This is a genomic window from Sphaerisporangium sp. NPDC004334 (assembly GCF_053602655.1).
This window is the reverse complement of record NZ_JBSGDZ010000002.1, coordinates 213070-227341: the sequence shown is the minus strand read 5'-3', so window position 1 is coordinate 227341 and position 14272 is coordinate 213070. Positions and strand designations below refer to the sequence as shown.

The window sequence follows — 14272 nt, the reverse complement described above, 5'->3', positions numbered from 1 at the left end:
AAGGCCCCGCCCGCCTCCCCGGGCTCAGCCGGTCCGGGAGTCCGCCCCGCCGGCGCCGCCCGCGTCGCCCGCGTCGTCGAGGTCGAGGAGGTCGACGTCGGCGTGGGGTTCGCCGCCGGACAGAGTGGGGTAGCCGGGGCCGCGGTCGAAGAAGGGGACCGCGGGGGCGGCGCGCAGTTCCGTCCGCAGCGCCTCGGTGGCGGCGGCGTCCACGCGCGGCTGGTCCGCCGGGCCGTCCAGGACGACGCCGTAGTCGTCGCGGGCGCCCTCGGGCGACACCTTGCCGTCGCGGACGTCGGCGGCCACCGCCTCCGGGTCGCGGTCGTAGGGCGAGCCCCAGCCGCCGCCCCCGGTGGTGCGCACCCGGACGATCTCGCCCGCCCTGACCGGGAAGTCGTCCACGAGCCCCTCCATCTCCCGGCCGCCGACGGTGACCAGGAACGGGCGGCCCGCCCTGCCGCCGTTGACGCCCCAGCAGGCCAGGATGGACCGGTCGGCGATGGACATGAACGAGGCGTCGCGCAGCATCCTGATGTGCTTGTCGTAGCCGAGGCCGCCCCGGTACAGGCCGGGGCCGCCGGAGTCGCGGGCGAGGCCGAGCCGTTCGACCCTGAACGGCCAGCGCGCCTCGGCGAACTCCACGGGGATGTTGCGCGAGTCGGGCACGATGTGGATGGTGTCCTCGCCGTCGGCGTACCAGCGTCCGCCGGAGCCGCCGCCCAGCACCTCGCGCATCAGGTACGGCCGGCCCTCCTCGTCCTCCCCGTACACGCCGGTGTAGCGGATGGTCTCCTGGTCGGCGGGCATGCGGCCGCCGGTGGCCTTGGCCAGCGCGCCCGCGAGCACGCCGAGCAGGCGCAGGATGACGAACGTGCGGGCGTTGGTCGGGGCGGGGAAGACCGGGGTGAGCAGGGTGCCCTTGCCGGGGAACCTCATCTCGATGAGCGGCACGACGCCCTCGTTGACGTCCAGCTCGGCCATGCGCTCGGGGGTGTCGGCGAGATTGCGCAGGATGGGAGCCAGCCACTTGATCAGGAAGACGCCGCCCGCGTAGTCGCCGGCGTGGTTGATCGGGCCCTTGGCCTGCGGCGAGGTGCCGGTGAAGTCGATGACCAGCGGCCGCTCCGCCGAGTGGTCGACGGTGAGCGTGATGCGCTGGGCGTGCAGCCGGGGCTCCTCGACGCCGTCGTGCTCGGCGTAGTCCTCCCAGACGTGCACGCCTTCGGGGATCTTGGACAGCAGCTCGCGCCGGAAGGTCTCGGTGGTCTTGGCGATGATCGCGTCGAAGCATCCCTCGACGGCGGCCCGGCCGTACCGGGCGAACAGCTCGGCCAGCCGGCGGGCCCCCATCAGGCAGGCCGAGCACTCGGCGTCCAGGTCGCCGGCCAGCGAGTCGGGCATGCGGGAGTTGCGGGTCATGATGGTCAGGGCGGCCCTGTTGGGCACGCCGCGGTCCCACAGCTTGATCGGCGGGACCATCAGCCCCTCCTCGAAGGCGCTGCGGGCCCGCGAGGGCATCGACCCGGGCACGGCGCCGCCGATGTCGTCGTGGTGGCCGAACGCCTGCACGAACGCCACCACCTCGCCGTCGTGGAACACCGGGACGGTGACGCACAGGTCGGGCAGGTGGCCGATGCCTCCTTCCGACAGGTAGACGTCGTTGTGGAAGAACACGTCGCCGGGGTTCATCTCGGCGATCGGGAAGTCGCGCACGATCGGCTGGACGAGCGCCGAGTAGGAGCGGCCGGTCAGCTTGCGCAGCCGCGCGTCGTGGATGCCCGCGCGGAAGTCGTGCGCGTCGCGGATCATCGGCGAGCGGGCCGTGCGGGCGATGGCCGTCTCGACCTCCATCTCGACCGAGGCGAGGGTCCCCTCGACGATCTCCACCAGCACCGGGTCGACCTCGCTCACGCGTCCGCTCCCTTCACGACCTCCACGGCCGGCCCGCCGGCCGTCACCGGGTCCTGCGACCGGCTCGCGGACCGCACGACGAGGTTTCCGTGGGCGTCGACCTCGGCGGTGAAGCCGGGATGCAGCGGCAGGGTGGAGCCGTACTCCTCGATCACCGCGGGGCCGGTGACGACGTCGCCGCGGCGCAGGTCGCCGCGCTGGTGGACGGGCGCCGTCCACCAGCCGTCCCGCCGGCCGTCCGATCTGTCGTCCCGCCGGTCTTCCGGTATGTCATCTGGTCTGTCGTCCCGCCGGCCGTCCCGTGGGCCGGGCGGGGCCGGGTCCTCCTCGAAGTAGACCCTGCGGTGGCCGGGAGGCGGCGGTGGCGCGCCGTCCGCCGGGGTCGGCAGCTCGGGCAGGGCGGGGCGGGTGATGGGACCGATGCCCGAGACGCGCAGGTTGACCCATTCGACGGCATGCCGGGGGTCGTCGCGGTACCCGTACCCGTACAGCTTGTGGTGGGCCTCGTGGAAGCGGCCGAGCACCTCGGCCCGCCACGCCTCGTCCAGCGGGCCGGACGGCGCGGGCACCCGCACCTCGTACGCCTGCCCGAAGTAGCGCAGGTCGGCGCTGCGCGCGTAGATGTGCCGGTCGCCGTCGAAACCCTCGCGCCGCAGCGCGTCCGCCGCCTGCGCCTCCAGGTCGCCGAAGACGTCCCGCGCCGCCTCAGGCGACAGCTCGCGCGTCACGTGCGTGCGCACGTAGTCGTTCTTGACGTCCACCGTGAGCAGGCCGAACGCCGAGACGTTGCCGGGGTTGGCGGGCACGACCACCGCCGGCAGCGACAGGATGTCGATGAGGCGGCAGACCAGCAGCGGCCCCGACCCGCCGAAGGCCACCATCGGGAAGTCGCGCACGTCCAGGCCGCGCTTGACCGTGATCTGCCGGATGGCGTTGGACTGGTTGAACGCGCTGATCTCCAGGATGCCGACGGCCGTGCGCTCAGGGGACAGGCCGAGCTTGCCGGCCAGCGCCTCGATGGCGGCGCCGGCCGCGGCGGCGTCCAGCGGGATCTCACCGCCGAGCAGGTGGGGCGGCACGCGGCCGAGGTACACGTGGGCGTCGGTGACGGTCACCTCGGTGCCGCCCCTGCCGTAGCAGACGGGGCCGGGGTCGGCCCCGGCGGACCTCGGCCCGACCTTCAGCGTGCCCTCCGGGGAGATCCACGCGATCGAGCCGCCGCCCGCGCCGACGGTCACGATGTCGATCATCGGGATCTTGCACGGGTAGCGTCCGACGGAGCCCTCGGTGGTGAGGGACGGCTCGCCGTCGACGACGACGGCGACGTCGGTGGAGGTGCCGCCGCCGTCCAGCGTGATGGCCGAACCGCGGCCGGCGGTGCCCGCGATGAGGGCGGCGCCCAGCGCGCCCGCGGCCGGCCCGGAAAGCACCGTGGTGATCGGCTGGTGCACCACCTCGGCCGCCGACAGCACCCCTCCGTTGCTCTTCATCACCGAGAACGGCATGCCGAGGCGCGAGGACAGGTTGGCGATGTAGCGGCGCATGGTGGGCTTGACGGCCGCGTCGACCAGGGTCGTCACCGAGCGCTCGTACTCGCGGTACTCGCGCAGGACGTCGCTGGACAGGGAGACCACCGCGTCCGGGTGCTCGCGCTCCAGCACGGCCCGCATGGCGCGTTCGTGCCCGGGGTCGGCGTAGGAGTGCAGGAAGCAGACACCGACGGCGGTGACACCCCGCGCGCGGAACCACCGTGCCACCTCGACGGCCTGCGCCTGGTCGAACGGCCGCACCTCCCGGCCGAGGTGGTCCAGCCGCCCGCCGACGGTCCTGACCTGATGCACCGGCACGATGCGGGGCGGCTTGACCCAGAAGTAGGAGTTGCCGTACCCGTCCGGGACGCTCTGCCGGGCGATCTCCAGGATGAACTCGAAGCCCTCGGTGGTGACGAAGCCGAGGTCGACCGGGCGGTCCTCGAGGAGCTGGTTGGTCGCGACGGTGGTGCCGTGCACGATGCCGGCGACATCGGCGAGGAGCCGTCCGGCGAGGATCTTGTGCACGCCGTTCATGAACCCCTCCGCCGGATCGGCCGGCGTGGAAGGGGTCTTGGTCGTGGTGATCTCGCCGGTCTGCTCGTCCACCATGACCACGTCGGTGAACGTGCCCCCGGTGTCGACGCCGATACGGACATTGCGCATGCTCTCAGTGTCTACTGAACCGTTCCCGCCTCGGGAATCAGCGAGATCCGCCAAGAAATCGGCCATCCATCGGCAGCTTCCGCCGTCCATACGCCCCGGCCGCCCCCCTCACGCCACCAGACCGCGGAACGTCGTCGCGAACCTCGTGGCGCACCCGGCCGGAGCCCGTGGTGAGCCGGTCGGGGCCCGCGGCGCGCCGGGCCTTGAAACCCGCGGGCACCATGGTGGAACCCGTGGGGCGGGGCGGCGGTAGGAAGGGCATGGAGCGACGCGACTTCCTGAGGCTCACAGGCGGTCTGACCGGCACGGCGCTGCTCACGTCGTGCACCGGCGGCCCCGGTGGCACCCCCGCCTCCCCCGTTTCCGCACCCCGGCCCATGGCCGCGGCCACGCCGCCGGCCGCGCGGCACATCGTCTACGCCGACGTCTCGGCGCGCCTGGCGGCCTTCGACGCCGGGACCGGGACGACGCTGTTCACCGCCGACCGGCCGGTGCCCTCGGCGGACTGGCGGCGCCTGTACACCGTCTCTCCCGCCGGAGACCTGGTGACGCTGGACGCCCTGACCGGCGAGGCGACCGCTCGTACCACCGTTCCACGGGGCCTGATCCCGCGTGTGGTGTCCTCGCTGGGGAACGCTGTGGCCCTGACGCCCCCTCCTCCGGCCTCCCCCTACGGCCGGCCGGGGCGCAGCAGGACCAGCGTGGTGGTCGTCGCGCCGGACGGAGGGCGCAAGCCCAGGACCGTCCGCCTGAAGGGCAATTTCCAGCCCGACGGGTTCACCGCCGTCGGCGACGGCCTGTTCGTCCTGCAGTATCTGCCGGCCGCCGCGCCCGAGAGCTACAAGGTGAAGGTCTACGACCTGGAGCATAAGGCGCTGTGGCCGCTGTCCACCCGCGACAAGAAGCCGGTGCCCGAGGACGCGGAGGAGACCATGCGCGGCGACGGGCGCGCCGCCGTGCTCGACCCCGTCCAGCAGCGGCTCTACACCCTCTACACCCACCAGCCCAACCACCTGCACACCCGTGACCTGCTGGCGGGGCGCGGCACCGGGGTGCACGCGTTCGTCCACGTGCTCGACCTCAACCAGCGGTGGGCGTACTGCCTGGACCTGCCCGAGCCGTTCGGCCGGGCCCAGGCCGCCGGACACACTCTCGCCCTTTCCGCGGGCTCGCTGTACGTGTACGAGGACGGCCGGGGAACGCTCGTGCGGGCGAGCACCGAGTCGCTCACCATCGTCGGCACCGCGACGATCGGCGCGTCCCCCGCCAAGGGCTCCTCGGCGGCGTCGGCCTCGGCGGGCACGACGGCCGCGTCGGTCTTCGCCTCCTCCGAGGGCTTCGTGTACCTGGCCGCCGGGCCGTCCCTGCGGGCCGTCGACCCGCACTCGCTGGCCGTGCGGCGCGAGTGGCGCCTGCCTTCGCCCGCGCGCGGCGCCGTGGTCACGCCCGGCGGGGACGGGGTCTACGTGGGCGTCACCGACGGCGTCCTGCGTTTCGACGGCGGGCAAGGACGAAACGGCGGCGGTCCCGCGGCCCGGCTGTCCATCCCCGGCCTCACCCTCCTCCGCCACGCGGCGCCCGCCACCACCTGACGCAGCCACCTGACCCCCGCCATGCGGCCCTCGTCCGCAGGCGAACTGTATGCTGACGCCCCGTGAGTGATACGTCCGCCTTGTCCGCCGTCCCCGCGCCCCCGCACCGCGACGCGGTGCTGAGGTTCTTCCACGGCCCGATGGACTGCGGCAAGTCCACGCTCGCGTTGCAGATGAACTACAACCACGGCCGCCAGGGCCGGCGGGGGCTGGTGCTGACCAAGCACGACCGCTCGGGTGGCCCGCGCGTCACCAGCCGCATCGGGCTGGGCCTTTCGGCGGTCGAGGTCGACGAGGACCTCGACCTGGTCGGGCTGGTGCTCGCCCACGACCGCATCGACTACCTCATCTGCGACGAGGCGTGCTTCTACACGGTGACGCAGATCGAGCAGCTCGCCGAGCTGGTGGACGAGCACGGCGTGGACGTGTACGCCTTCGGCCTGGCCTCGGACTTCCGCTCGCGCATGTTCCCCGCCGCCCAGCGGCTGTTCGAACTGGCCGACGAGGTGTCCCGGCTGCAGGTGGAGGTGCTGTGCTGGTGCGGGCGCCAGGGCAGGCTGAACGCCCGCGTCGTGGACGGGGTCATGGCCCGCACCGGCGAGCAGGTCGTCATCGCCGACACCGACGGGGCGCAGGTGCACTACCGCGTGCTGTGCCGCCGCCACTACCGCTCCGGCGACCTCGGCGAGTCCCACTCTGCGTCGCTCACCACGGCCGGCGCCTGACCAGGGTTCGACCCGCGCCCGCGGATCACGCGAGCGGACCGCGGACCGGCAGGCCTGACCGCAGGCCGGCAGGACGGACCGCGGCCGCGACGACGGACCGCAGGCTGGGATGAAGGACCGCGACCGCGATGACGGACCGCGCGGGCCGCAGTGGCCCGTTCAGGGGGCGGAGGCGATGTCCTCCATGCGGGAGGCGAGCTGGACGGGGTCGCCGCCGAGCAGCGCGGACGTCGCCCGCCACCAGGCGAACCACTCGCCGCTGCGCCACATCCAGTCGACGCGTTCGACGGCGGCGACCACGTCTCCCTTGGCCTGCCAGCGCGCGCCGACCTGCTCGCCGGTGGCGCCGTGGCGCAGCGCCCACTGGCGGAGGTACTCGGCCGCCTGCTGGTCGACCGTGTCGGCGTAGGGGTCGGGGTCCTCGCCGGGGAGCGGGTGCGGGCCGAGCCCCGCGGCGACGCCCCAGCTCCACTGGGCCTCGGCGGCCCGGGAGTAGCGCAGCGAGGAGAAGTCGAGGTTGGACCCGAGCTCGCCATCCGGCCGCTCGACCACGACGGCGTCCAGCCGGCCGCCCGCGTCGAACGCGACGACCAGGCGCGCGCCGGGGACGGCGTCCGCCGGCAGCTCGACGCGGTCCTCCGCCTGCCAGGAGTTGAGATCCACGGAGGCGACCGGCGGGCCCCAGGCGGCGTCGGCGCCGTCGTCGGCGATCCAGGCGGCGAGCATTTCCAGGACGGTGAGGTCGGTCCACGGCTCGATGGCCGTGTTGGCGGCCAGCACCTCGTCCGGCGCGGGGATCTTGCCGCCGCGGCCCGAGGTCCACCAGTCCGCGCCCAGCACTCCGGTCCCGACGAGCAGGCCGGCGATCGCCGCCAGCTCCGAGGAACGCCGGGTCAGCGCGGCTCCTTGCGCCAGCTCGGCACAGCGGGCGGTGCGCTCGGCGCCGAGCACGGTCGCGGCGTCGCCCAGGAGCGAGGCGGCCGTCGGCTGCCGCTCACCCAGCAGGTCGTGGATGAGCCGCCGAGCCTCTGATCGAGCGTCCTCCGCACGGAACTCTCGCATATCCCCACGTTACGCCCGGAGATCCTCTTCCGCGAGGTCCGACAATATCCCCAGACCACATCAGAACCTCCATATGCCTCCGACCATGGCAAACCACCCACCACTCGCACCGAACCCCCACCCCGGCCATGAGAACCCCTTGGGTCACCGGCCCCGGCAGGCCCAGGTCAGTGCACCCAGACCAGTCGATCTAGGCCAGTCGACCCAGGCCAGTGGGCTCAGGCCAGTGGGCTCAGGCCAGTGGACTCAGGCCAGTGGACTTATCCCAAGTCGGCCAACCCCGGCCGGCGGCCTTGATCGACGCACCCTGATCGACGCACCTTGATCGGCGGCCCTCGATCGGCGGCCCTCGATCGGCGGACCTGGGTCGGTGGGACGGCGGGGCGGGTCAGCGTGCGCGGCCGGAGCGGCCGAGGAGCCAGCCGATGACCGCGCTGCCGAGGGCGACGCCCGCGCCCATGCCGAACGCCGTCAGCACCGGCCAGACCGGCGTGCCGCCGGAGCGGGACGCCGCCCCGCCCCCTTGCCCCGCCTCGGCGCGCGGTCGCTCGAACACCTGCCCGGCGAGCGCCGCCGCGGGAGCCGCCGCCGAGCCGGCGGCCGTCACCGCCCCAGGCGCGGCCGGAGCCGCCGCAGGGACCAGCGCCGGCAACCCGCCGTCCTGCAGAACGCCGGCCTGCGGAGCGCCGGCCTGCCGCGCGACGACGGCGGGGCCGGTGCCCGCCGCGGCCCGGGCGGTCGCGGCGGTGACCTGGAGGTGCTGCTCGACGGCGCTGAAGAACTCACCGGCCGTCCGCTTGGCGACCGAGCCCAGCATCCGCTGCCCGACGCCGCCGATCATCCCGCCGATGACGGCCTCGGCGTCGTAGTCGATCCGGGTCGCGCCGCCGTCGACCTCGCTGAGCCGGATGAGCACGGTCGCCTCCACCGTGCCGGGCGCGCCGGCGCCGCGTGCGCGGAGGGTGAACCGCTCGGGCTCGTGCGGGTCGGACAGGGCGACTTCGCCCTGGTAGATGCCCTTGATGGAGGCGACGCCCGCGCTGACCGTCATGCGGTAGGTGTCGGCGCCCGTGGCCTCCAGCCGCTCGCATCCGGGGATCGTGCACACCAGCACGGCCGGATCCTGGAGCGCGGCCCACACGCTGTTGCGGTCGACCCCGACGACGGCACTGCCGACGACCTTCATGGACACCTCCGATGCCGAGAGACTAGGGACGGGCCGTGACGCGCATAAGGGCAACTTCTGCCCGCCCGACCGGCCGGACCTCGTCAGATGTCGCCGCCGCCGGGGTGACGCCGACATCCCCGCCCCGCCTCAAGGTCACGCTAACACCACCCCACCCTCCACAAGCCGCGCTCGCACCGGAGACGACTCCAGGCACGGCTCGGCGCCCGGCCTGCGCGGGCGCGGGCTTGGGACGGCAGCGGGATCAGGGTCCACCGGCCGGCGGCCGGGTACCGGAAAGGCTCTCCCCTTCCCTCCCAGTACCCGGCCTGTCCGGCGGCGGCACGGCCTGGGCCGCCGTCCTGACCGCCCGCCGCCGGACGTTCGTGCCGGCCTCCACCCGCGACCGGACGGTCCGAACCGGCGTCCGTCGTCGTCGTGGGGGCCGGGGGTCAGCCGGCGGTCAGGGGTAACTCCACGGGGTGACCGCCGTACAGGGTGTGCAGGGCGTCGGGCGCGCTGATCCAGACCCGCGTCCCGGCGTCCACGGAACGCAGGGTCACCGGGTGGAACATGTGCCGCACCAGGCCTCGGTGGGCGTGCTCGATGACGTCCTCGAACAGCGGCGCCGAGACGGCGACGGCCAGGTCGGCGCCCGGGCGTTGCCGCAGCGCCGCCCGCACCTCGTCGCTGTCGCGCAAGGCGCGGGCCGTGGCCGCCGCCCGGCCCGAGAACCCGTCGTCCCCGATGCTGATCGGCCCCTGGTGGAACGCCACGCGCAGCCGCAGCCGCGCGGACGCCCCCGTGCCGGCGCGCTCGTTGCGCCGCCGCAGGGCGATGCGCAGCTCGCCGGTCAGCCCGGCGATCACCCGTGCCTCGTTCACCCCCGGCGGCAGGATGAGCAGCGGCCCGGCACCCGCCCCCGCGACGGCGCCGGACCCCACCGGCCCCGAGACGCCGTCCTCGGCGCGCGGCGACGCGGTGGCGTTCCGTCCGCCCGTGCCGTCATCGAAGCCGGACGGCACGGGTGGAGCGGAGCCACCGATGCCGTACTCGACGGCGGACGCCAGATGGCCGGCGATGCCGTCCTCGAAGCCGGACGGCTCGGGCGGAGCCGAGCCACCGATGCCGTACTCGACGCCGGAGGGGTCGGGCAGGTCGAGGTCGGCCATGCCCTGCTCGGCGCGCGGCGGCGCGGGGAGCGGGTCGGCGATGTAGAGACGGTCCAGGCCCGCGTGCGCGGCGGCCTCCTCGATCACCTCGGCGAGGCGGCGGCGCGTCTCCCCATGCCGCACGCCGGATCGCCCCCCGTCCTGCTCGGCGTCGACGGCGACGCACAGTCGGCGTACTTCTCCCCCCAGATCGTTCACCAGTGCTCTCCCTCCCATCTCATCGTTTCGACGGATACGCGGCTCCCCTCGCGGCGCCGCGCTCCCCACATCGGCACCGCGGTCACCACCGCAGACACCACCGCAGACACCACCGCAGACACCACCGCAGACACCACCGCAGGCACCACCGCGGTCATCACCGCGCCGGACCGCCGCCGGCGGGACCGTCGCCCGTCTCGGCGGAGGCGCGCAGCGCGCGGATGTCGTGCACGACGATGCGCCGGTACCCGGTGCCGATGACGCCCGTCCGGCGCAGCACGGTCAGCGCCCGGCCGACCGCCGGGTCGTCGGCCTCCGCGAGCCCCGCGAGCTCCGGCCGGGTGAGCGAGACCCCGATCATGATGCCCTCCGGTACGGTCTCGCCGTAGCAGCGGGCCAGTTCGACCAAGACGCGGACCAGCCGGCCCATCGCCGTGTACGCGCCGGTCGCGTACCGGCGGGCCGCGGCGCGGCGCCCGCCGGTCGGGCCGTAGATCGCGTGGGCGAACTCCGGGAACCGCACGGCGAGCCGGGCCAGTTCCCGCGGCGGGATGCGACGCGCGAGGCAGGCGTCCGCCGCGGTGACCGTCACCTCCTGGCGCCGCCCGGCCAGCACCGCGGCCTCCCCCACCAGGTCGCCTCCGGCGCGGATGCCGACGAGCGCCGCCCCGCCCGCGACGCCGCCCGGCCCCGGCACACCTCCCTTCCCCGAACCATCACCCTCGTACGGACCATCCCCCTCGCGCGGACCATCGCCCTCGCCCCGACCAGGTATCGCACCCGGGCCGTCGCCCATGCCCGGCCCCGGCACGGCGCGCGGACCGTCATCACCACAGGTCGCCGCCACCGCGCCGCGACCGCCCCCCTCACGTGGACCAGGGACGCCACCGGGATCGTCGCCCTTGCGCGGTTCGGGGACGGCGCCCAGGCCGGGAACGGTCGCCGTGCCCGGGGTGCCGCCCGAGCCGGGGGCCGCGCCGATCCTCGGGACAGTGGCCGAGGCGGACATGGGACGGGTGCTGGTGATGCCGACGCAGCCGTCGAGCAGGAGGATCGCGTCGGCGGACCACTCGCCCTCGACGGTCAGGGCGGTCCCCGCCGCGTACTGCCAGGGCCTCCCCAGCGCCAGCAGTTCGTCTCTCACCTCACCGGGCAGACCGCCGAGCAGGCCGCGCCGGGGCCAGGCGCCCACATTGCGGATCACGCAGGCCCGCCTTGGTACGGGGCCGGTCATGGCAGTCCTCCCACCTCACGCCGGCCGCCTGAGGGCCGGTTATCCGTGCCCGGGCCCCCACCCGTGCCTTGCCGCGCGAGCGCGGGCCGGCGTGCCGGCGGCGCGCACGCGTGGAGCCGCGGGAGGCCGGTCGCCGACGGCGATGGCCTCTCGGGTGCAACCGCGTGGCCGCGGCGCGACCGTTCCCGTTCGCGGGTCCCACCCTCTGTCGACGTCCTTGCGGATACCTTGCGGATGGGCAACAGCGGCGGCCGGCCGGATCGCGCGCTTTCGGCAAGGGATCGGCGTGATGGCAAGATTGCCCGTCATGATCTGGGGACGGAAGGCGTCACGCGCGGCCGCGGGACTGGGACTTCTGGTGGTCTGCTCGATGGGCGGGACCGCCTCCGGCGAGGCGCCCCCGGTGGGCGCGGCCTCCGCCGAACGGCCTCGGGTCCCCTCTGGCGCTGGGGAATCATCCCAGGTCCGCCCCACCTCCGGCCGGCCACCCGAGGCGCGGTCCCCCATCACCGACGGGCCCCTCCCGCGTTCCTCGCCGGGTCCTGCGGTGTCTCCCAGCGCCATGGTTCCCGAAGGCCCCGCGCTCACTTCACGCCCGCAAGGCTCTCCAGGCCCGCAGATCTCCCCGGGCCCCGCGGTCTCTTCGGTGCCGGTGGGGGCGGTGCCTCGGGACGGGGAGGTGGGGCGGGTCCGGGCACGGGCGGATGAGGCCGTGCCGGTGATCAGCTCGATCCCGACCCGGCGGAAGGTCGTCTTCCTCACCATCGACGACGGCTGGGAGCAGGATCCGGGGTTCGTGCGGCTGGTCCGGGAGCGGGCGGTCCCCATCACGGTGTTCGCGATGCGCGACGCGGTGGAGGCGCGCGGCGTGCCGGACCCGGGGGCGGCGGGCGGAAGGTACGTCGGCGCGGGCAAGTGGTCCTACTTCCGGGAGCTGCGCGACCTCGGCGTGCCGGTCGAGGCCCACACGCTGACCCATCCGAACCTGTGGAACCTCGGGAGCCGGGCGCAGCGCAAGGAGATCTGCGGCTCGGCCGAGGTCGTGGCGAGGGAGATCGGGCGCAGGCCCGTGCTGTTCCGGCCGCCGTTCGGCAACTACACCGGGACCACGCTGCGGGCGGCGAAGTCGTGCGGGCTGCCGGCCGTACTGCTGTGGACGGCGACGGTGCAGCCGGGCGGGAAGATCTCCTACCAGACGCCGGACAAGCGGCTGCACCCCGGCGACATCCTGCTCCTGCACTTCCGCGCCCATCTGGCGAGGGACTTCCGGATCCTGCTCGACAAGATCGAGCGGCGCGGCTTCGAGCTCGGGAACCTGGAGGCCTACCTCAGGGCGGCGGGCGTGCGCCTGCCCGCTCCGCCGGGCGGTGTAGGGGGGAATCAGCCGGTGGGGTGACGCCCCGGCCGGGCCAGGAGGCCGACCATTGACCCGTCGCCGGGGGACCCGGCGGGCGGGGGTGTGACGAAGATCGCACAGGACGGCATGGCCTCCGCACCACATTTACTCTACAAGCCGTAGTACTACTAGAAGTAGAACTACAAGCCGTAGAGCTGAGGGGCCCGGGTGAGGGGTGCATGGACGCACTGGATCTGGCACGGTGGCAGTTCGGGGTCACCACCGTGTACCACTTTCTCTTCGTACCCCTGACGATCGGCCTCGGGGTCTTCGTCGCCGGCCTGCAGACCGCCTGGCACCGCACGGGCAAGGAGCACTACCTGCGGCTGACCAGGTTCTTCGGCAAGCTCTTCCTGATCAACTTCGCGATGGGCGTGGTCACCGGCATCGTGCAGGAGTTCCAGTTCGGGATGAACTGGAGCGAGTACTCCACCTTCGTCGGCGACGTCTTCGGCGCGCCGCTCGCCCTTGAGGCGCTGCTCGCCTTCTTCCTGGAGTCGACGTTCCTCGGGTTGTGGATCTTCGGCTGGGACCGGCTGCCCAAGCGGGTGCACCTGGCCTGCATCTGGGCCGCGGTCCTCGGCTCCAACATCTCGGCGTACTTCATCCTGGCCGCCAACGCCTGGATGAAGCACCCGGTCGGCTACCAAGTGGTCGACGGCCGGGCCCGCATGACCGACCTGTGGGCCGTCCTGACCAACCCCACGGCCCTGGCCCAGGTGCCCCACGTGGTCGCCGCCGCCTTCGTCGTCGCCGGCGGCTTCGTCATCGCGGTCAGCGGCTACCGGATCATCCGCGAGCGTCGCGCGGCCACCGGCGGGGACGCCGCCGTCCCACTCACCCGCGCCGCCCGCGTCCCCGGCGACCCGGCCATGTGGCGCGGCGCCCTGCGGGGCGCGCTGGTCATGACGGCCCTCGCCGGGGCGGTCCTCGCCGGCACCGGTGATGCGTCCGCGCGGTATATGGGCGAGCAGCAGCCCATGAAGCTGGCCGCCGCCGAAGGGCTGCGGCACGACACCGCCGGGGCGCCGTTCTCCCCCGTGCCGGGCATCGAGGTGCCGAACCTGCTGAGCCTGCTGGCCGCGCACGACCCGGGAGCCCGCGTGCAGGGCGTCGAGGACATCCAGCGGCGCTACCAGGCGGAGTTCGGGCCCGCCGACTACCGGCCGAACATCCCCGTCGTCTACTGGTCCTTCCGTGTCATGATCGTCTTCGGCCTCTCGACGGTGGGGCTGTCGCTGCTCGGCCTCTGGCTGACCCGGCGCCGCCGCCCGGTCCCCGCCTGGTTCGCCCGCGCCGGCCTGCTCGCCCTCCCGCTGCCCACGCTCGCGGTGATCGCCGGGTGGCTGCTCAGCGAGATCGGGCGGCAGCCCTGGACCGTTCAAGGCGAGCTGCTCACCGCCGCCAGCGTGTCGCCCGGGGTGTCGCTCGGCGAGGTGGCCGCATCGCTGGCCGTCTTCACGGTCCTGTACGGCGTGCTGGCGATCGCCGAGGCCCGCCTGCTCGTGCGGCACGTCAAGGCCGGGCCCGACCCCCTCACCGTGTCGCCGAACCCGCGCGGGCCGGGCGACGTCGACGCCGAGGCGGCCCGCCTCACACCGACCCTCATGTACTAGGAGAGC

At 74.0% G+C, this 14272-nt stretch carries 10 protein-coding genes; 4 read left to right on the top strand and 6 right to left on the bottom strand.

Annotation, left to right across the window (positions count from 1 at the left end; translation table 11 throughout):
* Positions 1-24: 24 nt before the first annotated feature.
* Complete coding sequence (locus tag ACWEN6_RS02935; RefSeq protein WP_452568676.1) at positions 25-1911, bottom strand: hydantoinase B/oxoprolinase family protein; 1887 nt, start codon at positions 1909-1911, stop codon at positions 25-27.
* Positions 1908-4106 (bottom strand): hydantoinase/oxoprolinase family protein, encoded by a 2199-nt coding sequence (locus ACWEN6_RS02930; RefSeq protein ID WP_452568675.1) that lies wholly within the window; start codon positions 4104-4106, stop codon positions 1908-1910. The genes ACWEN6_RS02935 and ACWEN6_RS02930 overlap by 4 nt, the downstream gene beginning before the upstream one ends.
* Before the next feature lie 260 nt (positions 4107-4366).
* Here ACWEN6_RS02930 and ACWEN6_RS02925 point away from each other — a divergent pair, with 260 nt between their 5' ends.
* Both ACWEN6_RS02925 and ACWEN6_RS02920 read left to right on the top strand, forming a co-directional pair.
* Entirely contained in the window at positions 4367-5698 is a 1332-nt protein-coding gene (locus tag ACWEN6_RS02925) for a hypothetical protein (RefSeq protein WP_452568674.1), read from the top strand.
* A 62-nt stretch (positions 5699-5760) separates the two neighbouring features.
* On the top strand, positions 5761-6423 hold the full coding sequence (locus ACWEN6_RS02920; RefSeq protein ID WP_452568673.1) for a thymidine kinase: 663 nt from the start codon (positions 5761-5763) through the stop codon (positions 6421-6423).
* A gap of 159 nt (positions 6424-6582) precedes the next feature.
* On the opposite strand, the gene ACWEN6_RS02915 is transcribed toward ACWEN6_RS02920, so the two are convergent.
* The 4 genes from ACWEN6_RS02915 to ACWEN6_RS02900 form a co-directional block, all read right to left on the bottom strand.
* Positions 6583-7485 carry a hypothetical protein gene (locus tag ACWEN6_RS02915; RefSeq protein ID WP_452568672.1) on the bottom strand — a complete coding sequence of 301 codons (903 nt, stop codon included), beginning with the start codon at positions 7483-7485 and terminating at the stop codon, positions 6583-6585.
* Positions 7486-7873: 388 nt separating this feature from the next.
* Complete coding sequence (locus tag ACWEN6_RS02910; RefSeq protein ID WP_452568671.1) at positions 7874-8671, bottom strand: SRPBCC family protein; 798 nt, start codon at positions 8669-8671, stop codon at positions 7874-7876.
* 431 nt (positions 8672-9102) lie between these two features.
* Entirely contained in the window at positions 9103-10020 is a 918-nt protein-coding gene (locus ACWEN6_RS02905; RefSeq protein WP_452568670.1) for a hypothetical protein, read from the bottom strand.
* 157 nt (positions 10021-10177) lie between these two features.
* Positions 10178-11224, bottom strand: coding sequence for a Crp/Fnr family transcriptional regulator (locus ACWEN6_RS02900; RefSeq protein WP_452568669.1), 1047 nt, complete (start codon positions 11222-11224; stop codon positions 10178-10180).
* 748 nt (positions 11225-11972) lie between these two features.
* Here ACWEN6_RS02900 and ACWEN6_RS02895 point away from each other — a divergent pair.
* Positions 11973-12650 carry a polysaccharide deacetylase family protein gene (locus ACWEN6_RS02895; protein WP_452568668.1) on the top strand — a complete coding sequence of 226 codons (678 nt, stop codon included), beginning with the start codon at positions 11973-11975 and terminating at the stop codon, positions 12648-12650.
* Positions 12651-12829: 179 nt separating this feature from the next.
* On the top strand, positions 12830-14266 hold the full coding sequence (locus ACWEN6_RS02890; protein WP_452568667.1) for a cytochrome ubiquinol oxidase subunit I: 1437 nt from the start codon (positions 12830-12832) through the stop codon (positions 14264-14266).
* Positions 14267-14272 lie beyond the last annotated feature (6 nt).